General features: G+C 70.3%; 25 protein-coding genes and 1 pseudogene. 13 read left to right on the forward strand and 13 right to left on the reverse strand.

The features are described 5' to 3' along the window. From ACIA77_RS51235 to trxA, 4 genes and pseudogenes are all read left to right on the forward strand, one after another. On the forward strand, window positions 1–190 hold a 190-nt coding region (locus tag ACIA77_RS51235; RefSeq protein WP_395893527.1), incomplete at its 5' end, for an aldo/keto reductase. A 544-nt stretch (window positions 191–734) separates the two neighbouring features. Then, window positions 735–2,030, forward strand: a complete 1,296-nt coding sequence (locus tag ACIA77_RS51240; RefSeq protein WP_395893528.1) for an MFS transporter — start codon at window positions 735–737, stop codon at window positions 2,028–2,030. Between the two features lie 189 nt (window positions 2,031–2,219). Next, window positions 2,220–2,368: pseudogene (locus tag ACIA77_RS51245) on the forward strand (thioredoxin-disulfide reductase); the annotation flags it as partial. Between the two features lie 58 nt (window positions 2,369–2,426). After that, a complete protein-coding gene (trxA, locus tag ACIA77_RS51250) occupies window positions 2,427–2,750 on the forward strand; it encodes a thioredoxin (RefSeq protein ID WP_395893529.1) in 324 nt (107 codons plus the stop codon). A gap of 322 nt (window positions 2,751–3,072) precedes the next feature. Here trxA and ACIA77_RS51255 read toward each other — a convergent pair whose 3' ends face one another. Further along, on the reverse strand, window positions 3,073–3,405 hold the full coding sequence (locus ACIA77_RS51255; RefSeq protein ID WP_395893530.1) for a plasmid stabilization protein: 333 nt from the start codon (window positions 3,403–3,405) through the stop codon (window positions 3,073–3,075). A 127-nt stretch (window positions 3,406–3,532) separates the two neighbouring features. Then, the gene (gene phoU / locus ACIA77_RS51260; RefSeq protein ID WP_395893531.1) at window positions 3,533–4,189 is read right to left on the reverse strand and encodes a phosphate signaling complex protein PhoU; all 657 of its coding nucleotides are present in this window, start codon (window positions 4,187–4,189) and stop codon (window positions 3,533–3,535) included. Window positions 4,190–4,757: 568 nt separating this feature from the next. Here phoU and ACIA77_RS51265 point away from each other — a divergent pair. Together ACIA77_RS51265 and ACIA77_RS51270 are read left to right on the forward strand one after the other, a co-directional pair. Next, window positions 4,758–5,294: a GAF and ANTAR domain-containing protein gene (locus tag ACIA77_RS51265; RefSeq protein WP_395893532.1), complete on the forward strand. Its 537-nt coding sequence runs from the start codon at window positions 4,758–4,760 to the stop codon at window positions 5,292–5,294. 146 nt (window positions 5,295–5,440) lie between these two features. Continuing rightward, entirely contained in the window at window positions 5,441–5,623 is a 183-nt protein-coding gene (locus tag ACIA77_RS51270; RefSeq protein WP_395893533.1) for a hypothetical protein, read from the forward strand. 12 nt (window positions 5,624–5,635) lie between these two features. Here ACIA77_RS51270 and ACIA77_RS51275 read toward each other — a convergent pair whose 3' ends face one another. The 5 genes from ACIA77_RS51275 to ACIA77_RS51295 all read right to left on the reverse strand — a co-directional run bounded on the left by ACIA77_RS51275 (window position 5,636) and on the right by ACIA77_RS51295 (window position 10,549). Then, window positions 5,636–6,004, reverse strand: a complete 369-nt coding sequence (locus ACIA77_RS51275; protein ID WP_395893534.1) for an STAS domain-containing protein — start codon at window positions 6,002–6,004, stop codon at window positions 5,636–5,638. A gap of 736 nt (window positions 6,005–6,740) precedes the next feature. Then, window positions 6,741–7,427 (reverse strand): glycosyltransferase, encoded by a 687-nt coding sequence (locus ACIA77_RS51280; protein WP_395893535.1) that lies wholly within the window; start codon window positions 7,425–7,427, stop codon window positions 6,741–6,743. Then, the gene (locus ACIA77_RS51285) at window positions 7,424–8,701 is read right to left on the reverse strand and encodes a PIG-L family deacetylase (RefSeq protein WP_395893536.1); all 1,278 of its coding nucleotides are present in this window, start codon (window positions 8,699–8,701) and stop codon (window positions 7,424–7,426) included. The genes ACIA77_RS51280 and ACIA77_RS51285 overlap by 4 nt, the downstream gene beginning before the upstream one ends. Then, window positions 8,698–9,666, reverse strand: coding sequence for an acyl-CoA dehydrogenase (locus ACIA77_RS51290; RefSeq protein ID WP_395893537.1), 969 nt, complete (start codon window positions 9,664–9,666; stop codon window positions 8,698–8,700). Before ACIA77_RS51290 ends, ACIA77_RS51285 begins: the two co-directional genes overlap by 4 nt. A gap of 28 nt (window positions 9,667–9,694) precedes the next feature. Further along, complete coding sequence (locus tag ACIA77_RS51295) at window positions 9,695–10,549, reverse strand: SDR family oxidoreductase (RefSeq protein ID WP_395893538.1); 855 nt, start codon at window positions 10,547–10,549, stop codon at window positions 9,695–9,697. A gap of 150 nt (window positions 10,550–10,699) precedes the next feature. Between ACIA77_RS51295 and ACIA77_RS51300 the strand changes: the two genes are divergently transcribed. Then, entirely contained in the window at window positions 10,700–11,002 is a 303-nt protein-coding gene (locus tag ACIA77_RS51300) for a hypothetical protein (protein WP_395893539.1), read from the forward strand. 1,065 nt (window positions 11,003–12,067) lie between these two features. On the opposite strand, the gene ACIA77_RS51305 is transcribed toward ACIA77_RS51300, so the two are convergent. Together ACIA77_RS51305 and ACIA77_RS51310 are read right to left on the reverse strand one after the other, a co-directional pair. Next, the gene (locus tag ACIA77_RS51305) at window positions 12,068–12,730 is read right to left on the reverse strand and encodes a response regulator (RefSeq protein ID WP_395893540.1); all 663 of its coding nucleotides are present in this window, start codon (window positions 12,728–12,730) and stop codon (window positions 12,068–12,070) included. Next, complete coding sequence (locus tag ACIA77_RS51310) at window positions 12,727–13,839, reverse strand: sensor histidine kinase (RefSeq protein ID WP_395893541.1); 1,113 nt, start codon at window positions 13,837–13,839, stop codon at window positions 12,727–12,729. The genes ACIA77_RS51305 and ACIA77_RS51310 overlap by 4 nt, the downstream gene beginning before the upstream one ends. Window positions 13,840–13,993: 154 nt before the next feature. On the opposite strand from ACIA77_RS51310, the gene ACIA77_RS51315 reads away from it, so the two are divergent. Together ACIA77_RS51315 and ACIA77_RS51320 are read left to right on the forward strand one after the other, a co-directional pair. Then, the gene (locus tag ACIA77_RS51315) at window positions 13,994–14,455 is read left to right on the forward strand and encodes a DUF6223 family protein (protein WP_395893542.1); all 462 of its coding nucleotides are present in this window, start codon (window positions 13,994–13,996) and stop codon (window positions 14,453–14,455) included. Window positions 14,456–14,890: 435 nt separating this feature from the next. Continuing rightward, on the forward strand, window positions 14,891–15,598 hold the full coding sequence (locus ACIA77_RS51320; protein WP_395893543.1) for a Clp protease N-terminal domain-containing protein: 708 nt from the start codon (window positions 14,891–14,893) through the stop codon (window positions 15,596–15,598). Between the two features lie 430 nt (window positions 15,599–16,028). Here ACIA77_RS51320 and ACIA77_RS51325 read toward each other — a convergent pair whose 3' ends face one another. Beyond that, window positions 16,029–16,694: a TetR/AcrR family transcriptional regulator gene (locus ACIA77_RS51325; protein WP_395893544.1), complete on the reverse strand. Its 666-nt coding sequence runs from the start codon at window positions 16,692–16,694 to the stop codon at window positions 16,029–16,031. Window positions 16,695–16,750: 56 nt separating this feature from the next. Between ACIA77_RS51325 and ACIA77_RS51330 the strand changes: the two genes are divergently transcribed. Further along, window positions 16,751–17,251: a cupin domain-containing protein gene (locus tag ACIA77_RS51330; protein WP_395893545.1), complete on the forward strand. Its 501-nt coding sequence runs from the start codon at window positions 16,751–16,753 to the stop codon at window positions 17,249–17,251. Between the two features lie 203 nt (window positions 17,252–17,454). Then, window positions 17,455–17,589 carry a hypothetical protein gene (locus ACIA77_RS51335; protein WP_395893546.1) on the forward strand — a complete coding sequence of 45 codons (135 nt, stop codon included), beginning with the start codon at window positions 17,455–17,457 and terminating at the stop codon, window positions 17,587–17,589. Window positions 17,590–17,844: 255 nt separating this feature from the next. Here ACIA77_RS51335 and ACIA77_RS51340 read toward each other — a convergent pair whose 3' ends face one another. Next, window positions 17,845–19,020 carry a serine hydrolase domain-containing protein gene (locus tag ACIA77_RS51340; RefSeq protein WP_395893547.1) on the reverse strand — a complete coding sequence of 392 codons (1,176 nt, stop codon included), beginning with the start codon at window positions 19,018–19,020 and terminating at the stop codon, window positions 17,845–17,847. Between the two features lie 606 nt (window positions 19,021–19,626). Between ACIA77_RS51340 and ACIA77_RS51345 the strand changes: the two genes are divergently transcribed. Further along, window positions 19,627–19,983, forward strand: a complete 357-nt coding sequence (locus ACIA77_RS51345) for a hypothetical protein (RefSeq protein ID WP_395893548.1) — start codon at window positions 19,627–19,629, stop codon at window positions 19,981–19,983. A 204-nt stretch (window positions 19,984–20,187) separates the two neighbouring features. Beyond that, a complete protein-coding gene (locus ACIA77_RS51350) occupies window positions 20,188–21,042 on the forward strand; it encodes a hypothetical protein (protein ID WP_395893549.1) in 855 nt (284 codons plus the stop codon). 48 nt (window positions 21,043–21,090) lie between these two features. Here the strand turns inward: ACIA77_RS51350 and ACIA77_RS51355 are convergent, their stop codons facing one another. Both ACIA77_RS51355 and ACIA77_RS51360 read right to left on the reverse strand, forming a co-directional pair. Further along, on the reverse strand, window positions 21,091–21,483 hold the full coding sequence (locus ACIA77_RS51355) for a DUF6401 family natural product biosynthesis protein (protein WP_395893550.1): 393 nt from the start codon (window positions 21,481–21,483) through the stop codon (window positions 21,091–21,093). Between the two features lie 106 nt (window positions 21,484–21,589). Continuing rightward, window positions 21,590–22,363: a hypothetical protein gene (locus ACIA77_RS51360; RefSeq protein WP_395893551.1), complete on the reverse strand. Its 774-nt coding sequence runs from the start codon at window positions 22,361–22,363 to the stop codon at window positions 21,590–21,592. Between the last annotated feature and the right edge of the window lie 262 nt (window positions 22,364–22,625).

Below are 22,625 nucleotides of genomic sequence, written 5' to 3' on the forward strand. Positions count from 1 at the left end.
CCAGATCGTGCTGCGCTGGCACCTGCAGCTGGGCAACGTCGTGATCCCGAAGTCCGTCACGCCCTCGCGCGTGGCCGAAAACCTCGACGTCTTCGACTTCACCCTCACCGACGACGAGGTGGCCGCCCTCTCGGCCCTCGACCGCGACGGGCGCACCGGCCCGGACCCCGACACGTTCGACCTGGTGTGAGCGCGGTCGAGAGCGGACTGTGAACCGGGCGGGCTCCCCCTCGGGGGAGTCGCTCGGTTCTTTGAACGTATAGGTCCGTCTTGATGATCTCGCTCGCGAAGTAGCCGAGGCTGTTCAACGCTCGCGACGGGGAACTCTCCCTCGATGCGGTAAGGCCAGGCTTGGGTTCGACGCTGACCGCCTGTGCGGCAACATCGACAACGAACGTGCATGACATGGGTGGGCCAGTGCGGCGCTCGGCGATCCCACAATCCTGGGGCCACGGTCGCGGCCAAGGCTCACGCACGGACACTCCGCAGGCCCGGCAACGTCACCCGCGGCCCGGCATCAACTCAGGACAACGGCTTCTGCGCAGGTCACATCCGGGCGCGCAAGGCGACCACGGCGCTGCCAGCCGCTTTTCCCCGCCGAGCTGCAGCCGCGGCCGCAGTCCGGCATCGCGGCGCAGGTGCGGCCCCGAATTGTGGTGGTGCTTTGAGATTGCCGACGGGGCGTCGAGCTGTGCAGAGCCGGTGAGGAGTACGTGACGAGGAGGGAGAACATCATGACGGAAACCGAGGGGGAGACGCCGACGCGTCGCGCAACACAGGTGCGCGTGGTCTCGACATCGTCGTGCGCCGCGGCCGTCCCGATCCAGTCTGGGTCGGCTCGCGCTGCCGTCACTGCTGCAGAGCCAGGAAGCAAACGAGGCTGGGTGGCAGTCGGCGCCATTGCGCTCGGCGCGTTCATCGTCGTGATGACGGAGACGATGCCGGTGGGACTGCTGCCGCGGATCGCCGATGGATTGCACGTTCCGCTGGGCCTTGCGGGGTTGATGGTGCTCGTGCCGGGGTTCAGCGCCGCGGTGTCGGCGCCGCTGTTCTTCCTCGGCTCCGGCCGGTTCAACCGGCGCTCGGTCATCCTCGTCCTGGGTGTGACGGTGCTGGTGTCGAACGCGGTCGTCGCGGTGGCGCCGAACTTCGCCCTGGTGTTGATCGCCCGGTTGTTCTTCGGCGCCACCCTCGGCGCCTTCTGGACCGTGGTCTCACCGGTCGGGCCCAAGCTGGTGGGCCCGGGCGGCGGCACTCGCGCCATCACCATCGTCGCGGCGGGTATTTCGGGTGGGACGGTGGTGGGGCTGCCGGCGGGACAGTTCCTGGGCAACCTCGTGGGTTGGCGGCTCACTTTCGCCGCCGCCGCGGCGGCGACACTGCTCGTCGTGGTCGCGCAGGCGGTCGTGCTGCCGGGTATTCCGCCGGACGGTCGCACGCGTCTACGTGATCTCGTGGGAGTCGTTTCGCGGCGGCCGGCACAGCTGGGGATGGCGGCCGGCGCGGTGGTGTTCGTCGGACAGTTCACCGGGTGGACGTACATCACCCCGTTCCTGATGGACCACACCCATCTCTCGAGCGGCGTGATCTCCCTGCTGTACGTCATTTACGGCTGCGGTGGCATCGTCGGCTCGCTCATCGCCGGATCACTGTTCAAGCGCAACGTGATCGGCAGCTTCGCCGGGGCGGCGACAGTGGTGGCGGCATTGCTCATCGGGCTCGCGACCGCGGGGACTTTACCGTGGCTGGCCGGCCTGCTGTTCGTGCTGTGGGGCCTGTTCTGGGGAATCGTGAACCCGGGAACGCTGGTCTGGATACTCGATGCGGCGGCGGAAACACCGGAGGCCGCGTCGGCCGTCAACGTGACGAACCTTCAGATCGCCCTGGCAGTCGGGTCTGGTCTCGGTGCGGTCCTGGTTACCTCGACGAGCTTACCGACAGTGTTCCTCACGGCCGGCTTCATCATTCTGGCCTCAGCCGTCCTCTCAGCGGTGGCGATGCGGTTCGTGACGCTCGCCCGCAGGGAGTGAAGGGGCGCCTCCTTCGGATTGCTGCGAACGAGAACCTGGCTACCGCGCGGGTATGGCTGGTGTGCCGGCGTCGGCTCGCGGTAAGAGCCGACCGTCGGCTGACGCCGAAAGGAAGAACAGCACGCAGTTCCGCGCCGAAACGCTCGGCCTGCTTGCGCATCTCCTCCATCGAGTCCGGGCCCTGGATACCGCAGCGGGCTGGTGCGGGGGCAGGCCGAGCTGGACGGGGGGACGGTTACGTGGTGACGCGGGGTCGTACGTCTTACCCGAACGTGCCGGGTGTGTTCGCGGCCGGTGATCTGGTGGATCGCACCTATCGGCAGGCGATCACGGCGGCGGTTACGGCGCCGGCGCCCACTGACTTCCCGATTTTCCGACCACCCGAAGGAGAAACCCATGGCCAACACCGTGAAGGTGACCGACAAGACGTTCGTGGACGACGTGCTCACCAGCGAGAAGCCGGTTCTGGTCGACTTCTGGGCCACCTGGTGCGGGCCGTGCAAGATGGTCGCCCCGGTGCTCGAGGAGATCGCGGCCGAGAACGGCGAGAAGCTGACCGTCGCGAAGCTCGACATCGACGAGAACCCGAACACGGCGCGTGACTACCAGGTGATGTCGATCCCGACGCTGATCCTGTTCCAGGGCGGCAAGCCGGTGAAGCAGATCGTCGGTGCCAAGCCGAAGGCCGCGCTGCTGTCCGACCTGTCGGACGTGCTCTGACCGAGCTCGGGCTGTCCAGCTGCTGAGAACCCGGGCCTGCGGGAATCGCCCCGCGGACCCGGGTTCTCGCACGTTCGGGCAAAGTGCCCGTTCGAAAGGTCGGCGCAATCACTCGTCGGCAACTGGGCGGAATGCCGGCCGACGACGTCGCCGCGGATGTGGACGTGCCGCGCCAACGCGATATCGCGCGCGGCAGGGTAGCAGTCGCGGCGGGGTGGCCGCGTGCGCGCTCAACGCGGTGGGAGGTCTCTCGTCCGGCTTCAACGGCACACGCATCGCCACTGGCGGGTGTGAGACAAGGGACTGGAGCCACCGCCTGGCGTCAGCGGCCCAGGGCGTTCTGCAGCTCCTGCTTCGACATGGTCGAGCGGCCCTTGACGTTGCGCTTCTTCGCCTCGTTGTAGAGCTGCTCCTTGGTCGGCCCGCCGGGTCCTTGCCGGTTCCCGGAGCGCTTCCCGCCGCGCTTCTGCGGGCTGGTGTCCTGCGTGGAACTCTTGCTCGCCGACCGCGACTCACCAGACTGCGCCCGGTTCTTGTTGACCGTGCGGGCCGCGATCGCTTCCGCTCGCGAGGTGCTGGCCCCGCGCTTCTTCTGCGAGGACTTGATGTGCTCGTACTGACGTTCGCGTTTCCCGCTCCAGCTGCGTTCCGGCATGACCCCTCCTTCGCTGTGACCAGCAGATACCCCTCCAGCCGGGCCGCAAACCGCCCGTGCTGTGGCGCATGTGGTTCGCGGCGTCACGGCGGACAGGCAGCGAGGAGGACCCCGCGGGCGCGCCGGGTCAGGTGTGGGTGTGGAAGGGCAGTTCGCCGGTGGCGGCGAAGCCGAGCCGGTTGGCGACGGCGACGGCTTGGTCGCCGAAGCGTTCGTAGAAGCGGGCGAGCAGGGCGAGGTTGGTGGCTGTCTGGATGCAGTGGGGCCACTGGTCGCTGGTGATCAGGGTCAGGACGCGGGCGTGGACGGTGTCGATGGTCTGGTCGGTGTCGGCGAGGTCGGCGAATCCGCACGGGCATTGGCGGGCGATCAGCTGGGCGAGCCGGTCGGCCATGCCGGCGGCGGCGTGTCCCATCTCGGCGAAGGCGGGCTCGAGCTCGGCGGGTACGGCGTGGTGGGGGTGGGCGAAGCGGGCGATGCCGGCGATGTGGGCGGCCAGGTCGCCCATGCGCTCGAGCCGTTCGGCGCAGTAGATCACGGCCAGGATGGTCCTCAGGTCATGCGCTTTGGGTGCTTGGAGGGCCAGCAGCGTCTGGGCGTGGTTCTCGCAGTCCGCGCGGGCCCAGTCGATCTCGGCGTCGGCGGCGATGACCTGTTCGGCGAGGTCGAGGTCGGCGGTCAGCAGGGATCTGCCTGCCCGGCGGATCGCTTGCGCCGCGAGGGTGCACATCCGTCCCAGCTGTGCGCTGAGGTGGTTCAGCTCTTGGTGAAAGCTCTCGCGCATGTCCGCACCGTGTCGCTTCCCGGCCCGCTGAACGCCGGCCTCTCGCGGCTTCGCGGCGACACTCGCGTACTGCAGCCCACCGGCAGGCCAGGGGGAGAAGTTCCTGCCGGCGGGTCCGCCGCGCGCCATGCCGCCGCGCCGCGTGACCACGATTGTCGCGTCCTCGCTGGGTGCTGGCGTCGTGGTGTTACAAGATCTTTTGTGGGCTCGTCGCGGCCGAGCGTCGGCGTGGCCCCTGGTGCATCGCTTCGGAGGCGGAACGTGACCGTCTGGGTATCGCCGGGCTCGCCTCGCCGGTGCGAGGATCACGGCAGCGGCCTTCTCCGGCCCACTTCGTGGGACGCGGGTGGCGGCCGCGGCAGGCGGGGTACCCACTCGGTGACGGTGAGGAGGGGAGCGGAGTGAGCCAATCGGAACGCGTCGAGGCGGACGCCGCCGGTTTGGCCGAGGTGCTCAGTGAGATCGCCCGGACGCTGCAGGCCGAACCGGATGTCGACACGACCTTGGCCGCGATCGTGAAGGCCGCCGTCGATCACGTCGACGGTGCCGAGTACGCCGGGATTCCCTGGTGGAGTGCGGTGCCCGCATCCGCACCGTCGCCCCGACCGACGAGCTCGTCTCCGAGATCGACGCGCTGCAGTACCGCTTCCGCGAGGGACCGTGCGTGGATGCCATCGGCGATCACGAGATCTACCGCACCGGCGACCTGGCCGGCGAACACCGCTGGTCCCGGTTCGCCCCGGCCGCCGCGAAGACGGGGGTGCGGTCGATGCTGTCCTATCGGCTGTTCATTTCGGCCACCACCCTCGGCGGGTTGAACCTGTACTCCACCGGGACCGACGCCTTCAGCGATGAGACCGAGCAGAACGGCCGCATGTTCGCCGCCCACGCCGCGATCGCGCTGGTCGGTGCCCAGACCGAAGCCCACTTGCACGCCGCCATGGAAAGCCGGGACGTGATCGGGATGGCCAAGGGCATCCTCATGCAACGCCACGACGTGGACCCTGCGCGTGCGTTCCGCCTGCTCGTCGACGCCTCCCAGCACGGCAACATGAAGCTGCACGACGTCGCCGGCTGGCTCGTTGAACACCGCCGAGACCTCTGACGAGCGGGATCCGGGGGGCGAGGCGAGCCGGTAGGTGTTCACACGGCAGCCGTAGCCGGTCAACCGTGATGTGTCGTTGCTGCGAGACGGTGTCGTCGAGTTCCTGGTCCGGTGGGGCGCGGGTCACCCCGACCGGCGAACCGGCCGTGACCATCTCCACCGGCGTCTTCGGCATTCCCGCCGTCACCGAGCAGCACCCGGTGCACACCGCGCTGGTGGTGGAGATCCGCGCCGAAGCATCCGCGCCGGCCTTCACCCACCGGGTCCGGCCGCGGGTTCAGCGTTTGCGGTCCGGCCTGGGATCCGACCCCGGCGAGCCCATCCCGTGATCGACCCGTGGGTCACGGTGCGGCGATGGCGTCGGTGAACCGCATCGGGAACAGGGCGAGAATGCGCTGCACGGTCCCGGACGTCGGCGGGCGCAGGACGCAGGTGATTCCGCGTTCCACTGCCGGCAGGTAGGCCAGCTCCAGCGTGCGCAGCCCCGACGAACTCAGGAAGGTCACCGCGGTCAGATCGATCACCAGCGTGCCGATCGCGCCGTGCACGCGCTCCTGCAGCATTTCGTGCAGCCTCGGAGCGGTGTGGGAGTCGATGTCCCCGTCGACCCGGACGATCACGGTGTCCTCGGAAGGGCGGTGGGTGCCGAGCTGCAGCGGATGCGGCTGCGCCAGCGTGCTCGGGTGGAATTCGGCGATGGTGCTGATCATGGTGGCCCACTTCTGGTGGCCACACCCTAGGTACAACGCTGAGGGGTGATCGAGGCGATCGTGCGGCCACGCAACAACTGCTGCCCGGAGTGCGGGAAGGTCAGGTACGGCCGGCTGCTTGACCGAACCCCCAGCGTAGTGCATCTGCACTATGAGCGCGCGCCGGCTCTGACCGGGCCGGTCGTAGTGACCGGGCCGGTCGGCCAATCGGGTGATGGGCGTTTGGTTGCCGATGGCGGTAGATCGGGCGGGCGAGGCAGCGACGGATCTCGTTGGTGGTGCTCCCGCCGGCGCGTCGGCCGTCGAGTGGGGTCGTGGATCACGCGGCTGGTCGTGGCCCTGTGCAGGGCGCGGTTCACGGATCTCGAGTACTTGCTTGCTGCGCAAGGGGCGACGCGCGCCGATGCCCAGATCGATCGCACGCACCAGCACGGTGGAGGCGCTTCACGAGCGCCCACCGGCGCGGGCGCGCTCCAGGGGACTCGCCGTGTTGCTGCGGGAGCACACGACATCCGACCCGAGCGACTGAACGGAAGGAGACATCGTAGAAGGCCCAACGAGCGAATCGCGCCGTCCGGCCCGGCCCCGGGAATTCGATGTGGCGGGAGAGCCGATGTGCCATTCGCGATCGTCACCACCCAGCACGCCGTGCTTCGCCGGATCCGGCTCTCTGGGCTCGGGTGGCTCCTGCCGGCCCAGCGCATCCTGCGAGAGGCGCAGGAGCGGTTCGGTCTCGTCAACAACCTGCGTTGAGTTCCCACAGCAGTGCAGCGAGTCCGCCCGGTGCACGGCCCTGCCGGCGCGGACTCGTGAACACCCGCGCCGCCGGTTCGTGGCAACGGCGGAAGCCAGCCTCGCCGAGGCGCTGCCAGAGCGCGTGATCCTCCCCGGTCGCGATCGGGCCGAATCCGCCGATGGCCCGGTAGGCGTCCGCGCGGACGGCCAGGTTGGCGCCGTAGACGTTGGGTTTGTCCCGGGCCACGATGCCGCGGTAGCGGGCGGCGGCATCACGGGTTCCCGGGAACGGCTCGGACAGCTGCGCCGGACCGGCCGACGCGTGCCACCCTCGGCGCGCCCGAGCCAGGTGGCGCTCTGCCCACGCTCCCGCGACTTCGGTGTCCCCGTCGGTGTTCAGCAGCAGGATCTTCGACGGTTCGTGCGCGGGCAGCGCGGCGAGCGCGGTGCGGCAGCCGAGGTCGCGCACGGCACCGATGGTGGTGAACTCGGTGTTCGGCACGACGTGGGCACCGCTGCGCCGGGCGATCGCTGCCGTCTTGTCGGCGCACCTGTCGGCAACGACTACCACGACGCGGCCGATGCCCGCGGGAAGCCGCGACAGCGAGAGGTCGAGGGCGGCCAGGCAGCCGGGCAGGAGCGCGGCTTCGTCGCGGGCGGGCACGACCACGGCGACGGCGTCGATCACCGGCGCCTCAGCACGTGCAGGAGGAACTCCTCGTCGACGTGCTCCACCACGGTCTCGAGGTGCGGGTGCCCGGCCAGGTGCCGGTGGGCTTCGCGGCCGTCGCGGGGTGCCTCCGGCGCCCAGCGGCGCCAGTGTAGGGCCGCTATCTCACCACCGGGTCCGAGCGCGGTCACGGCCCGGTCGATCGTGCGGGTGAGGTCGGCGTCGTCCAGGTAGTACAGCAGCTCGCTGAACACGACGAGATCGACCGGGCCGGCGGGCAGCACGTCCGGCACCGCTCCCTCGTGGACGTCCGGTGTGGACAGTCCCGCCGTCGTCTCCCGCGTGCGGCGCACGGCTTCCGGAACCGGGTCCGAGGCCAGCAGCAGGTCGCAGCGAGCGGCGAGGTCGCGCGTCAGCGCGCCCGTTCCGCACCCGGGTTCGACGACGGTGCCGTAGCGCTCGCGGGGCAGCGCGGCCAGCAGCAGCCCGCGTTTGCGGCTTTCGTACCAGCTGGTGCCGACCTGCCACGGGTCGGGAGCCTGGTCGTAGAGCTCGGCGAACCGCGCGACGGGTGCCGAGCGCGTCGGCGGCACGCGCAGGAACGTTTCGTGTGGCCGGGCGAAGTGGGCCAGCACCTCGGGCGGAAGGATGGGATCTTCGCCGCGGGGACCGGGTTTCAGCTGCGAGGTGAACTCCCGGATGCCGGCGGCTTTGGCCGCCCGCTCGCGCTCGCCGAGCGAGTACGCGCGGGCGAGGTGCCACGGGACGTCCGGTGCATCCGGTCGGCTCCAGTGCCACAGCCAGATCGGGTACGCCCAGCAGTGCGCGGTCACGGGCGCGCCGGCTACCGCGGCCCGCCCCGAGGCTCGGTGATCCGGGTGCGGGTCGTCCGGCCACGGCAGCAGGCAGAGGTCGTTGCGGAGGGCGAGGTCGCGCAGGGCGTCGGTGAGTTCCGCTGTGTGCTCGGCCAGGCCGGAGTCCGGCAGGCCCAGCCAGATCGGCTCCACCTCGGACAGCCCCTGCGCGGCCAGTGCTCGCACCAGCTCCTCGCGGCGAGCGCGGCCCAGCCGGCGGCGTTCGTCCGCGTCCGCGGCCGGGAAGGCGGCTTCGCCATCGGTGGCAACGACGAGCGTCACCGCGGTGCCGGCCGCGTGCAGGTGCTGCACCAGCCCGCCGGCGCCGAGGGTCTCGTCGTCGGGGTGCGCGGCGACCACGAGCGCGCGCTGGAACTCCTTGTCCGGCCACGGCTCGAACTCCCGCGTCCACTCGCTTTCCGGCACGAACGGCCTCACGGGGTCACCTCCAGCACTCGGCGGCCCAGTGCGGCGAGGTCCCGGTCGCCGTGGTGCTGGCGCACGAAGACCTGAAGGTCGGCCAGACGCTGGGAAAACCCGCGGTTCCGGCACATCGGGGCCGGGCCGGTGATGCGGGGCGCGTGGTGGAGCACCTCACGGGCGGCGTGCTCCACGCTCGCGCGGCACGTGTCGTTGAGCAGCACGGGATCCGGCGCGTCTTCGAGCACGGCGGCGGTCGCCGTGAGCAGAGCGTCGGCCGACGCGACCGCGGTGTGCAGCGCACCGAAGTCGGCGAGCTGGTGTTCGTCGGCCCTCTCGCGCAGGACGTCGCGCACCACGTCGAGGACACCGGCGGCGCCACCGAGCCACACCGCCGCGACGCCCGTGCCGCCGAAGACGAACCCGGGCCGCTCGACGTACCAGCCCGGGGGACCGATGACCGCGTCGGACGCGACGGACACGGAGTCGAAGACGACGTCGCCGCTGTCAGAGGCGTCCATCCCGAGCGCCTGCCACGCTTCGGGGTGGCGCACCACACCGGGTGCCCCGAGATCGACCTCCACGAGCCGGTCCCCGGCGGCGACCAAGGCCCGGTCGAGCGTGGTCAGCCCGGAGCAGAACCGGACGGTCCCGGAGAGCCGGCCGCGGTCGAGGACCGCGCCGGTGCCGCCGGACTTCGCAGCCCAGACCCCGTACAGCGCACCGGGTTCCGGCTTGCGGCCGGCTTCGGCGAGGATGGCGACGGCGTCGGTGTGCCCCTCGGCCAGTCGCGCCAACGCGAGGTCGCGCCGGCCGTGCGCGGCGAGAGCTGCCCAGCGGTGCGCGAGCCCACCGTGGCCGGGCACCGGCAACTCGAGCGCGCCGGTGCGCAGCAGCGTGCGCAGTTCGGCCGCCACCCACTCGACGGTCCGGGGCACCGGGACCGGTTGTGCCGGGGGTGCGACGGTCAGCACTGAGGTCATCACGAAGTCCTGTCTGCCGGTCGGTCGATCAGCCGGGGGTCGTCTCGCCGCCCAGTGCGGCGATGACTTCCCCGCTGTAGTAGGAGGAAAGCCGGTCGGCGGCGAGGAAGACGTAGGACGGCGCGAGATCGTCCGGGTGCGCGGCCCGGTTGAACGGTACCTGCGATCCGAACTCCTTCACCTTCTCCGGCGGGAACGTCGACGGGATCAGCGGTGTCCACACCGGACCCGGTGCGACGCAGTTCACGCGGATCCCGCGGTCGGCCAGCGCCTGGGCCATCGAGTAGGTCCAGGCGTGGATCGCGCCTTTGGTGGCCGAGTAGTCGATCAGGGTCTTGTTGCCGCGCAGGCCGTTGACGGATCCGGTGTTGATGATCGCCGAGCCTTCGCCGAGGTGCGGGAGCGCCGCGGCGGTCACGCGGAAGTAGCTGTGCATGTTCACCTCGAACGTCCGGAGCCACTGCTCGTCGGTGAGGTCTTCCGGCGCGTCGACCGGCCACTGCAGCGCCGCGTTGTTCACCAGCAGGTCGAGCCCGCCCAGCTGCTCGACGGTCCGGGCCACCACGTCGCGGCAGTGGCGCGCGTTCGCCAGATCACCGGGCAGCAGCACGCACTTGCGCCCCTCGGCCTCGACGCGGCTCGCGGTGTACGTCGCGTCTTCGTCCTCTTCGAGATAGGCGATGGCGACGTCCGCGCCCTCCTTGGCGAACGCGATCGCCACGGCCCGCCCGATACCCGAGTCGCCGCCCGTGACCAGCGCGCGCCGGCCCGCGAGAAACCCGTGGCCCTCGTAGTCGTCCATTGTGTCCCGTGGCCTCGGCTGCATCTCCTCGGTCAGGCCGGGCGGCTCCTGCTGCTGCGGCGGGCGCTGTTCGTCGGACATGCCATCTCCTGTGCGGTCAGGGGCCTTGGACTCTGCGGTTACCCCTGCGGAGGCAGTCTCAAAGCTGCCTGGGACGCCGGTGTTCGGCTCCGGCGGAGGCCGTCACGGAAGGAGTCCCGAGCCGGGCCCTACCGCGGGGGGAACCGGACGGTGCTCGCGGATCAGTTCGGCACCGCGCTCGTGGTCGTCGTCGGCGTTGTGGGTCAGCACGCCGACGGCCTCGCCGTCGCGTTCGTACCAGACGGTTCATCCGCCGGCGCGGGACACGGGGCAGGCGACGTCGAAGCCGTCGCCCCAGACGGCGTGCGCACGTGGTCGCCGAGACGTGATCAAGCGCTGTTCGGCCGTGCCGGCCGTGGCGGAGAAGACGCAGGCCGCCCGTCCGCGGGGCTGCTGCACCGATTGCGCGAACGCCACGGCTCTCTGCCGTTACGGCTGCGCGTGCCCGGCTGATCAATCGAGCACGGCCGCTTTCGGCCGACGACGCGAGTGCTGGCAGCGGGCCAACGTCCACTGCGTGACCGGGCAGCCGTCGGCGGTCTTGTCCTCCGTCCTTGATCGGCGGCCAGCCGCACCTGCTTGTGGAACTGGGCTCTGGCCCGCCGTGAACGGGCAATCCACTCTGGCCGCGGCGCTGCCATCACCTGAACCGCGCCAACGTGATCAACTACCGGCTCGGTGGGTTCGACATCGAGGCTTAGATGCCCGGTCCCGACCGGTGTGCCTGATTCGGCGGCGCGAGAGCCTTTCTGCACCGATCGGACGGGTGCACATCCCTGACCAATCCGACGTTGCGGAGGTAGTGGTCAGCGTGCAGGTGATCGAGCGCGGCGCAGCTCGCCTGTGCTCGCGGTCGGTTGCGAGTCGTCACTGTCAGAGTTCGTCAGGTGAGTGTGGGTAGCGGTTGCGACGATGGTGCCCAGGAGGCGGGCGGTTGCTTCGGGGTGTGTGGCGGTGCTGTCGGGGTTGGTTTCGCGCAGGTGTGTATTGATGTATCGCTGCTCTGGGGTGGTTGTCCCACGTCGCTCACAGTCCTGGTGCATTGAGGCGATCGGTGTTGCGCAATGCGGAAGTCTGCGATTGCTATTCGGCTGATCGGCCCCGGGTGCCGACGCTCGCTGGTCTGGTGTGTGGTCGATCCGGCGGTGCATCATGGAGAGGAACAGTTGTCGTTTCCTTAACAGCTGAACTGCTGGAAAGAGGTCAACCTGTTGCCCGAAAACAGGTGCGGTGCATAGCGAAGAACTGCAGCGCGGGCCGGTGTCGTGGATCAAGCGGTGAGCACCCGACGCGGCCGTGCGTGGACTCGAGGCGCACTGACCTGATCCGCCACCAGCGACACGGTGCCCTGCCCGACCTGGAAGATGCCCCGCGTCAGCAGCGCAGAGCTGTTGTGCCACGTGTTTCGCCGGCGGCGCCACACCGTTGACCCGGACTACTGATTGACACGCCGATGCCGCGCCGCTCAGTGACGAGGGCCGGCTTCGAGACTGTGGTCTGCGTCCGGGCCCGTGGATGTTAGGAGTTGCGCGGGGTTACCAAGCCGGATTCATAGGCGAGGACGACGAGCTGGGCGCGGTCGCGGGCGTGGAGTTTGGTCATGGCTCGGTTGATGTGGGTTTTCGCGGTGGTCGGGCTGATCACCATGTGGTCGGCGATCTGGTCGTTGGACAGGCCCTGTGCGACCAGGGCGACGGCTTCGCGCTCGCGGTTGGTCAGCTCTTTCAGCCCTGCCCCGGTGCCGGTGGTGCGCGGCTGGGTGACGTACTGGTTGATGAGCTTGCGGGTGATCGACGGTGCGAGCAGGGCGTCGCCGCGTGCGGCGACGCGGATGGCGTGCAGGAAGTCTTCGGGCAGGATGTCCTTGACGAGGAATCCCGCCGCGCCGGCGCGCAGCGCGTTGAAGACGTATTCGTCCAAGCCGTAGTTGGTCAAAACGACGACGTGCACCTGCGCGAGGGCCGGGTCCGCGGCGATGCGCCGGGTCGCCTCGATGCCGTCGATGACCGGCATCTGGATGTCGATGAGCGCGACGTCTGGCAGGTGTTTCCCGGCCAGCGCCAAGCCTTCGCTGCCGTCGGCCGCCTCGGCCACTACCTCGATGTCGTCCTCGGCATCGAGCAGTGCGCGGAACCCGCTGCGGATGAGCGGCTGGTCATCGACCAACAGGACGCGGATCATGACGTTCGGTCCACGGGAAGTTCGGCCTGGACGGTGAAGCCGCCCTCGCTGCGCGGCGCCGCACGCAGGTGACCTCCGAGGACGGTGACGCGTTCACGCATCCCGAGCAGCCCGACCCCGGGGACCGGCGCGGCGTCGGGCGCGGCCGTGCCGTCATCATCGACACGGATGACCACGGCGCCGGGCCGGTAGTCGATCCGGACCGACGCGGTAGCGGCGGCGGCGTGGCGGGCGATGTTGGTCAGCGACTCCTGAACGATCCGGTAAGCGGTCCGGTCCACCGCGACCGGCACCTCGTGCCGGTGTCCCTCGATCGTCAGCGTCGCGTCCAAGCCGGCCGTGCGGGCCTGGTGCACCAGGTCCGGAACGTGGTCGAGCCCGCGGGGCGGGGTCTTGTCGTCATCGCGCAGCGCCTCCAGGGTCGCTCGCAGTTCCCGGGCCGCCTCACGGCCGGCGTCCCGGATGGCCAGCAGCGCCTCCGGCACCTGTTCGCCCCGTTTACGGGCCACGTGGACAGCGGCTTCGGCCTGCACCTTGATCACGGAGATCTGGTGGGTGAGCGAATCGTGCAGTTCCCGCGCGATGTGCAGTCGCTCCTCGTCGGCGCGGCGGCGCGCGGTCTCCTCACGGGTGCGCTCGGCCTCGACCGCCCGGCGCTCGGCCTGCCGCAGGGCTTCCCCCGCCGCACCGGCGGCGATCAGCCAGGCCAGCTCGAGGGCACCTCGGCCCCGTGCGAGCGCCTCGCCCAGGTCGTGCAGAGAGACCAGGACCGCGAACGGGAGAGCAGCGACCATGACTACTGAGGCCGCGACCGTGACGATGCGGTGTCCTGCCCGCACGGCGGCGTAAACCGCGAACAGATACGCGACGACCGGCACGTCGAAACCAACGGCTTGGTAGCCGAGCGCGCACAGCCCGGTCACGGCCAGCACGGTCACCGGAGCCCAGCGGCGCGCGGCCAGCGCCAGACCGCCGGCCACCAGCAACGCATAACCCAGCGCATCGAGATTCGTGGCGGGGCGGTGCTCGGACAGACCGGCCACCAGCAGGGCCGCCGCCACTCCGACGGCGATCGCCCAGTCGATGGCGCGGAGTCGCCCACTGCCCATGCGTGCACCCTAACCGGATGTGCGCGTAGGGCGACTCCTCCGCCCGGACGATTGGCCACCTACCGCACACGCAGTACTTTCGCGACTCCTACGGCGTCGGCGGCAGCGCGAAGTGCCTGCCTCCGCTGGACGACCGGCGGTGGGTCCAGCGGACATGATCGGCGACATCCAGTCGCACGACGAGAAGGAGCTGCTCATGTCCGTGCCTCACCTGCTTGCCGCCGCAGCAGCCGACCTGCCCGGCAGTTCCGGGATGGCCACCCCAGCGGCCGCGCACGCCGTGGCCCAGGCGGCCGGCGTCGGCGCCTACACCCTGACCGCCGCACGATTCTGGGCCACCTCGGCCGCGCTGCTGGGGTTGGCCGGCGCGGTCATCGGCGGGCTGGCCCTGGCCCGTTCGATCCGTCGTATCGGCAACGGCGGGAAAAAGGGCGCTCTTGTCGCACTGGCGTCGGGGCTGATCGCCGCGGTCGGCGGTGCGGTGAACCTGGCCGTCGCCGACGGTGGTCCCGGCACCGGCAACGGCGTGATCGGTGGCGCCTTGGCCCTGCTAGTGGGGCTGATCGCCACGGTCCTCGGCGGGCTGGTGCTGACCCGCGCCCGCCACACCGTCTGACCGGCACGAATCCGAGCGCGGGCTGCTAGCCGGCCCAACGGCGGACACCATCAATCACAGTCCCCATGGGGGCTTGCGGCTTACCTGAAGTCTCGGGACGCGGCCGCGAGGCTGTTGAGGTCAAGCGGGGTGACCTGGTCGGCCACGAGGAACACCGTGCCTTCGCGGACTTGGGCGATGCCGCGTACGAGTAGATGGCGGCGCGGATCCGCCTCTTGGTGAACGCGGTAGCAGACCCGGGTGGTGCCGATGTGGACGTGACCGGAAGGTCGCGCGGCACGTCCGGCGGCGTGTCAGCATATGTCGACGTCCACGTTTCGTCAGCATATGCTGACGGCAGGACGCACGTGGGCTGGTCCTGGCGGGATCTCGCAGTGCGGCTTGGCATCACCAAACAGACTCTGCACCGAAAGATCACCATCGCGGGGAGGACTGATGTTCCGAGGCGAGCACCCTGAACTGGGCCGTGTGGTGGGCAATGCATGCACACTGGCCCGCGGCCTCGGACAGGTGCGCACCGGTAGCGAGCACCTGCTACTCGCCCTCACCACGGGCGACGGCACTGTCGCCGGTGTTCTTGCCCGGCACGGGGTGACGACGGCAGCAGTCCGGCGGGCGGCACATCTCGCCGAGCCCACCGGGGCGGGCGCGGCGGCGGATCGGGAAGCACTGGCCGCGCTGGGAGTCCGTCTCGACGCACTGTCCCGGCCGGACGGCGTCACCTTGCTGGATCACCCGCCGGCGCGGGAGCCGCTGCGTCCGCTCGGTGTGGTCGCGGCCAGGCGGCGATGCGCGCGGATGCACCCACCCCTTGGCGTGGACGCCCAAGCCGCCTACGAGGCAGCACTTCGTCTGGCGCTCGCCCGTCGCGAACGCGAACACCGGCCTGAACACCTTGCCCTCGCGCTGCTCGCCCTCGACCCGGGCGTCGCCTGGATGCTCGCCACCGCGAACGTCGACGCGCAGGCGCTCCGCGCCACCCTAGGCGCCGTTTTCCGTTCACCGCAACGGAATCCGCTGCTCCACGTCGAGCGGCGGCTGGGGCAAGGAGGGCGCCGTCGCGACATCGTGCGTCGCTATCAGCGCACAACAGGCCGCGCCGCCACCGCCGGCCCGGCCCTCGCCGCAGTCATCTGCGGCTGACTCACAACCCTTTCAAGGCCTCACCCGGCTGGTCGTCCATGGCATGCCGTTGCGCACGCGGATGGCCAGGTCGCCGGCGTACTCGAGTAGCTGCTCTTTTTCACGGCGGCATGGGGGCACCGACAACGTCAGTCTGCTGGGCCGGGGGAGTGTCCGGGCCTGGGTTTCGGATTCGGAGCGTGCTGGATCTGGATGCGCGATCGCCTGGGTGCGCCGCGGTCGGTTGTAGTCCCAGGGGATGGACTCGATGAGGCTTGCTCGCCATCTGCTGGACCCCTGGGGTTGAGGAAAGGGGGATATCGAGGCGGCGGCTCTGCCAGTCGCGCGTCGGCCGGACGTCACCTTCGGCTGTGAACGGCGCGGTTCGCTCTGTGCGCATTGCGCTTGGCGCCCAGCGAGCCGCCGTAGGTGCTGCGACGTCCGGCTTTGGTCAGGGCCCGAGCAGGGCGTGCCGGGCCTGACCGGACAGCCAGGCCCGATAGTCCTTCTTGGACCATCGCTGGTGGATCACCAGTGCGTCGTAGTGTGCCGGGTCGTTGAAGATCCACAGGATGTCGGTCGCGCGATCGGTGTCGAGCCCGGGGGCCAGCGGGCCGGTTGCGGCGGCGTGTTCGACGACCATGCGGGCGCCCGCGCGTCGGTTGTTCTGCACCGTGTCCCACAGCTCGGCGATTTCGGCCGTCTGGTCTGCCGCGCGGCGGACGACCTCCACGATCCGCGCGGCCCGTGCGTTGATCAGCGCACAAACGCCCGCGTAGGCGTCCAGCACGTCCGCCGGGGTCGCGGCGTCCCACACCGGGCGAAACCAGGGCCGCTGGGCGACCGGCACGGGCTCGTCGTCTCCGGCGAGTGTCTGGTCGAGGACATGGCGTAGCAGCGCCGGCTTGGATCCGAAGGCGGCGAACGCGGTCGGGCGGGCCACGCTCGCCGCGGTCGCGATGTCGTTGAGCGACGTGGCCGCGTAGCCATGGGCTGTGAACAGTTCGCGGGCCGCGGCGATGATCGCCTGCCGGGTCTGCCGGGCGTTCTCCTGTCGCAGCGGTGAGCGGTACCGCCGCCGGGGGCCCTCGGCGGGGCTGTCCTTGACATCGTCCATGATTCGGCAATACTAACATTCTGTTCATTAGACGCTGTCTATCGAATGGAGTGGTCATGTCCCCGATCACGCCAACCCGTCCTCACGTGCTCGGTCCCACCGACGGGCAGTCCTGGTGGTTCCTCGGCAGCCTCGCCACGGTCAAGTGCGGCGGCGCCGATACCAGGGGGCGGCTCACCGTCGCGGAGTTCGTCAACCCGGCGGGGTTCGCGCCGCCGTTGCACCGCCACCACGTCGAGGACGAGATGTTCTACGTCCTGTCGGGCACCGCCCGTTTTCGCTGCGACGGCGAGGAGTTCGCCGCGGGCCCCGGCGACTTCGTGATGCTTCCGGTCGGCTTGGCGCACACGTTCGTGGTGGGGCCGGACGAGCCACTGCGCGCGTTGCAGATCACCACACCCGGTGGATTCGAACACTTTCTGGCTGAGGCCGGCGAACCCGCCCGGGCGCACCGCCTGCCCGGCATCGGGGAGCCGGACGCGACGCGGCTGGACCCGGCCGCCATCGGCCACGCCTCCGCGCGCCACCACGTCGAGATCCTCGGGCCGCCGCCCTGACCTCCAGACCACGGCTTGGTGCGGCTGTCGAGATCCTGGGTGGGGCGCCGGGCCGATACCGCCCTTGGCGGGCATGACCGTCGGCGGCGGACTGTGAACGTGGACGTTCCCTCCGAATAAAGGGTGAGCACCCAGGGAGCCGTCTCGTCACCGCGGCCCTCGCGCAGCGCGCGGGCGCGGTCGTTGTGCCAGTCGATGCCGGTGTGGATCTGCTCGACGGTCAGCCCGGTCAGCCCGCCGAGGGCGTCGTCGTCGATGCGCCGGTGCTGGTGCTCGATCTGAGCGAGGCCACGTTCTTCGCTTCGGCCGCGTTCGCCGTCCTGGTCGACGCCCGGTAGCACGCAGGCGACGCGACCCGCTTGTGGTTTGGTCGCCGGATCGTGGCCATTCGCCGCATCCTCGCGCTCGCGCGCGGGTATGCGAGGCCTGACCGAAATGGCCAACGGCGACGATCCATGGAGCAGGCCTCGTCAGTCGCCCGTCGAGGTCCCGTCCGCGTGTTCTCGACGTGGTCTCGGGACAGAGAGGGCGTGGAACGCCGTGAAGGGCGCTCCCCGCAACGGGAAGAGCGCCCTTCACGGTTCTCGCCGGGTTCAGAGCGAGGCGTAGAGCGCCCGCTCGAAATCTGCGTACATCTGTAGCTGCCCCGGCGAGACGAACGGCAACGACTGCGAGTAGATCGCGCCGGTCACGCCACTCGCCGGGTCGACCCAGAAGTGCGTGTTGCACAACCCCGCCCACGCACCGCTGCCGGGTGCGCGCATGCCTGGCTCCTGCGCGGTGGTGAGCAGCAGGCCCCAGCCCCACTTGAGGCCCGGGCCGAGGTCGAGCTCGTGCGTCGTAGCCGGGTCCGCGGTCGGGATGTGCGCCGGGAACTCCATCTCGCCCACCTGATCGGTGAACGCCTCGTCCACAGTGGACTTCCGGAGCACCTCGACCCCGTCGAGCGTGCCGCCACCGAGCAGCATGCGCTGGAACTTCAGGTAGTCGCGCGGTGTCGAGTAGAGCCCGTGGCCGGCGGTGTAGTACTCGGGCTCGGTGGACAGGTCGATCTCGGTGACCGTCCACGTGCCGTCCTCATCCTGGACGTGGACGGGCACCAGGTTGGCCCGCTGCTCGGCGTTCGGGACGAACGTGGTCTCCGCCATGCCGAGCGGGCCGGTGATGTTCTCCTTGAAATAGACGTCGAGCGACTTGCCGGACGCGGCTTCGACGACCCGGCCGAGCCAGTCGGTGTTGATGCCGTACTCGAATTTCGCGCCCGGGTCGGCCACCATCGGCGCCGTGAAGATCACGGTTTTGCCGGTCAGCACGTTCGGCGTGCCGGTGGCCTGCTCCCATTTGACGATGTCGTCGTTCCAGAACCAGTAGCTCAGGCCGGTCGTGTGGGTGACCAGCTGCGCGACAGTCGCACGGCTCGCGGGCGGGCGCAGCACCGGGTTTCCGCCGTCGAAGCCCTCCAGCACCTGGACCTCGGCGAACTCGGGCCGGTAGGTCTCGATGGGGGCGTCGAAGTCGAGCTCGCCGCGGTCGCGCAGCTGCAGCGCGGCCACGGTGCCCACCATCTTGGTCATGGACATGATCCGGAAGTGCGAGTCGGCCGAGACCGGCTCCGGCGCCCCCGCGGCGCGAGGTCCGGCCGCGCCTTCGTAGATGATGCCGTCACGATCCGCCGCGACGGCGACGACGTTGGGCGCGTGCCCAGCGCCGACCGCGTCTCGTAGCACTCGGTCGATAGCCGAGGTGTCGATCGTCGAAGTCGAGCTCACCGTTGAGTTCTCCTCATCACGGGTTGTGGGTCTTGCCGGAACGACGGCCGCGGATGCGCCGCCACCCATTGCGCGCTCGTGAACGGAGCGTGCCTGCCATCAGGACGATGGCGCTCGGGGGTTCCGCGGGGCGGGTGCCCCGCGCAACCGCGGTCTCCTCACACCGCCACCGCGAACTGCTCGAACATCCGCCGGCTGACGTCGCCGGCGAGTACCCGGCCGAACTGGGCGATCCGCCCGGTGAGGTGAAGGCAGTGGTGACTCGCAGCCGCACCCCGCCTGGCTGGCCTCGGCGACCAGCACGACGTCCGCCTGCGTCCGGGCGCCACCAGCGTCCTCGCCCCGGGCCGGCGACGCGGAGCCCGTGCGCGCCGGCGTCGAGCCCGGCGAACGAGAGCCGGATCGGGCCGGCGGCCACCCGCGCCCGGCCGCGGTAGCGGTCGTCGCCGAGGTAGCTTGGTGAGCTCCGCGCCCGGACCGGGCAAGGAATCGTCATCACCGCTTTTCCCTTCGTGGCGAAACGGTACGCGCGCGCCAGCTCCGGCGCACCCAGCGCGGACAACAGCCGGCGCCGGTAGGACGGGCGAGCCGTGCGGGTCCTCGGCGGTGTCGACGAGCTCGCCGGCGAGCGCCGCCGCCGGTTCAGCGAGGGCGTCCGCGTCGCCTCCGGCTTCCCACACCATCGCGAGTGACCGCCCGGTCGGACACATCGAAGGCCGTGAGCACGGCCTCCTCCACCTGCCCACCGGACATCCGGACCCGGATCGCGACGCCGGCGAGCGCGAAGTCGCCGTGGCGCCGGGCGACCTCGGCGAACGCGAAGCCGTGCCCCGCACGCGCCAGTGGGAACCGGACGGCGGCGAGCACGTCCTCAGGGCCGAGGTCGCTCGACTGCGCACCGTTGAAAAACCAGGGGCCTGCGACGTCGCACTGGCGAACGCGAAGAAGCTGTCGAGCCAGTGAGCCCGTGTTTTACCGCGACGGCTCCGGGCAGAGCGAGGGCGTCGCCTCGGCGAAGCGACGATCACGTGAATTTCCGGCCTTCTTCGCGGGATTCTTTTTGAAGAGTCACCGAGAAATACGTGTGTATTGCGCGCGGCGAGGGGGGTATCGGGGGCTTGGTGGGTGGCCGTCGGGGACACCCATGATGTGCAAGGAGTGACTGTCATGGCCACCTACTCGTTGGCCGCCGTCGATATCGGGCGCGGCATCTCCGACGCCTGGGGCAGCGTCGCGGCCTTCGTGCCGAAACTGGTCGCTTTCCTCGTCATCCTCGTCATCGGGTGGCTGATCTCGAAGGCGATCGCGAAACTGGTCGACAAGGTCCTGCGCCGGGTCGGGTTCGACCGCCTCGTCGAGCGCGGCGGCATCAAGACGATGCTGGAGAAGTCGAAGTTCGACGCCTCCAACCTCATTTCGAAGCTGCTGTTCTACGCGCTGCTGCTGATCACGTTGCAGATCGCGTTCGGGGTGTGGGGCCCGAATCCGGTGTCGGCGCTGCTGACCGCGATCGTGGCCTGGCTGCCCCGCGCGGCGGTTGCGGTCATCATCATCGTCGTGGCCGCGGCCATCGCCCGCGCCGTCAAGGACCTCATCTCCGGAGTGTTGTCCGGCGCGTCCTACGGCAAGGTGCTGGCCACGATCGCCTCGGTGTTCATCTGGGGGCTCGGCATCATCGCCGCGGTGAACCAGATCGGGATCGCCACCACCGTCACCACGCCGGTGCTGGTCACCGTGCTGGCCACCATCGGCGGCATCGCCGTGGTGGGCGTCGGCGGTGGGCTGATCCGGCCGATGCAGCAGCGCTGGCAGCGTTGGCTCGACCGGGCCGACGACGAGATCCCGCGCGCGGCCGGACAGGCCCGCCAGCGGGGCCGCGAAGACGCGGCCGCCCGCTCGGACGCCCCCACTGAGGCGTTCCGCTCGCCGTCCGGCACCGCCACAGCGCCCGCAGGCGGCACTGCCACACCCCCCGCCCGATCGACAGAAGGCGACGTCCCTCCGCCCGGCACCCGGCGCTGAACGCCGCCGGCGGCTTCGCCGGGCCTCACCAGACCCGGTTGAAGCCGCTCAGGCCAGCGAGGGCAGACCAGTCTGATCGTCGGTGAGCGGTCCGGATCGGTGCCCGCGGGCGAGCTGGCACACAGCCAGCAACCGCAGCTGAAGCCACGACGCCGCGGCCCAGCCGGCCGCGTCGACGGCGGGCGACCAGGCACGACCGGCATCCTGCTCGACCTGCTCGATCAGCCCGCGGGCGTACGACGCCAGCAGGACCGCGGCGGCCACCGACGCCGAACCTTCCACCCCCACCACGAGGATGTCGCGCACCGCCGCGGCGTGCTGATCCACCTCCGCGGCCAACGCCGGAACCGCAGCCATCGCCGCCATCCCCGCCACGCCCAGCTGATCGGCCAGATCCGCCAGATAACGCCGAGCCCGGTGCTCGAACCATCCACTCAACACCCGAACACGGTAACGCCGGCCGAGAACCGTCGGCGTGTGTCGCGCGGCTCACCTGGCGCAGGACCGCGGCGACGTCTCCGGGCTGCGAGAGATCGTCGAGTTCGTGTCAGGGGGGTGTGGTGCTGCCGCGGGCGAGACAGATGTCGAACCAGGCCCGCTGAGAGAGCCGCAGCGCCCGCCGCGGTGACCAGAAGGCTCGTTTGCCCGGCAACGCGACGTGGGTGTCAGCCGACTCGGCGAGCAAGTCGCCGTGTTCGCCCACGCGGTGCAGTACGTCATCGGCAGTGACGGTCAGCTCGGCCGGCGTGCGGCACGCGCGGACTTCGGCCCACCTGATCGCAGCGGACACGGTCGGAAAGGCGCGGCCGCGCAGGGAGTACGGTGCGACGGTCGTCTTCGCCGGGTGGTTCTGGCTCCAGTCGATCAAGACCCGGTTCGGGTGCAGGTTCTTCGCCATCTTCGCCACGACGAGCTCGGGCAGCTCCTTCGCGAGCTGCTCGGCGACCGCTTTGGCGTAGGCAGAGGTCCGGTCGGGTTGGTGGGTGCGGACTCCGCAGTAGATCTGCAGGCCTTTCGAGCTGCTGGTCTTCGGCAGCGGGATGAGCCCGTCGGCGGTGAGGACCTCGAGCAATCGCTCGGCGACGCGGGCGCACTCGACCACTGTGGCGCCTTCGCCGGGGTCGAGGTCGAACACGAGCCGGTCCGGGGACTGTCGGGCGGGGTCGGGGCCGACGGTCCACTGGCGGACGACTGAAAAACAGGGACTGAACCGGATGGTTGGGCTGAGGGCATCGTCGTGCGTCCTCGAGGGATGGGAACCAAATACACCAGAAAAGGGGCCGTTGTGGTTGTTTCCGCTGATCAGTGGAAACAACGACATCCTTGGTGGACCTTCGGTGTTCGACCCGGCTGTCGAAGCGACTGACAGCGGGCCTCGCCCGGCCGGCGACCCGTCCGCGTTCCAGGCAAAAAGGGAGGGGAGGTTCTGGTCTCTCTTCGCGGGCGATACTGCCGGTGGTAGTGGGGAGGGGGGGGGGGGGGGGGGGGGGGGGGGGCGGGGGCGCGCCGGGGGGGGGGGGGGGGGGGGGGGGCGGCGGGCGCGGCGGCGGGCCGGGGGGGCACGGCCCCGCCCGGCCCGCCGC

It is taken from the genome of Amycolatopsis sp. NPDC051903 (genome assembly GCF_044452505.1).
GTDB lineage: Bacteria > Actinomycetota > Actinomycetes > Mycobacteriales > Pseudonocardiaceae > Amycolatopsis.

Excerpts from the sequence above, each read along its gene's own strand:
- ACIA77_RS51255 (WP_395893530.1), bottom strand. The coding sequence starts at position 3,405 with ATGCCGGAACGCAGCTGGAGCGGGAAACGCGAACGTCAGTACGAGCAC.
- ACIA77_RS51310 (WP_395893541.1), bottom strand. The coding sequence starts at position 13,839 with ATGGGCAGTGGGCGACTCCGCGCCATCGACTGGGCGATCGCCGTCGGA.
- ACIA77_RS51360 (WP_395893551.1), bottom strand. The coding sequence starts at position 22,363 with ATGTCGTTGTTTCCACTGATCAGCGGAAACAACCACAACGGCCCCTTT.
- ACIA77_RS51275 (WP_395893534.1), bottom strand. The coding sequence starts at position 6,004 with ATGATCAGCACCATCGCCGAATTCCACCCGAGCACGCTGGCGCAGCCG.
- phoU (WP_395893531.1), bottom strand. The coding sequence starts at position 4,189 with ATGCGCGAGAGCTTTCACCAAGAGCTGAACCACCTCAGCGCACAGCTG.
- ACIA77_RS51305 (WP_395893540.1), bottom strand. The coding sequence starts at position 12,730 with ATGATCCGCGTCCTGTTGGTCGATGACCAGCCGCTCATCCGCAGCGGG.
- ACIA77_RS51240 (WP_395893528.1), top strand. The coding sequence starts at position 735 with ATGACGGAAACCGAGGGGGAGACGCCGACGCGTCGCGCAACACAGGTG.
- ACIA77_RS51315 (WP_395893542.1), top strand. The coding sequence starts at position 13,994 with ATGATCGGCGACATCCAGTCGCACGACGAGAAGGAGCTGCTCATGTCC.
- ACIA77_RS51295 (WP_395893538.1), bottom strand. The coding sequence starts at position 10,549 with ATGTCCGACGAACAGCGCCCGCCGCAGCAGCAGGAGCCGCCCGGCCTG.
- ACIA77_RS51320 (WP_395893543.1), top strand. The coding sequence starts at position 14,891 with ATGTTCCGAGGCGAGCACCCTGAACTGGGCCGTGTGGTGGGCAATGCA.
- trxA (WP_395893529.1), top strand. The coding sequence starts at position 2,427 with ATGGCCAACACCGTGAAGGTGACCGACAAGACGTTCGTGGACGACGTG.
- ACIA77_RS51325 (WP_395893544.1), bottom strand. The coding sequence starts at position 16,694 with ATGGACGATGTCAAGGACAGCCCCGCCGAGGGCCCCCGGCGGCGGTAC.
- ACIA77_RS51330 (WP_395893545.1), top strand. The coding sequence starts at position 16,751 with ATGTCCCCGATCACGCCAACCCGTCCTCACGTGCTCGGTCCCACCGAC.
- ACIA77_RS51350 (WP_395893549.1), top strand. The coding sequence starts at position 20,188 with ATGGCCACCTACTCGTTGGCCGCCGTCGATATCGGGCGCGGCATCTCC.
- ACIA77_RS51290 (WP_395893537.1), bottom strand. The coding sequence starts at position 9,666 with ATGACCTCAGTGCTGACCGTCGCACCCCCGGCACAACCGGTCCCGGTG.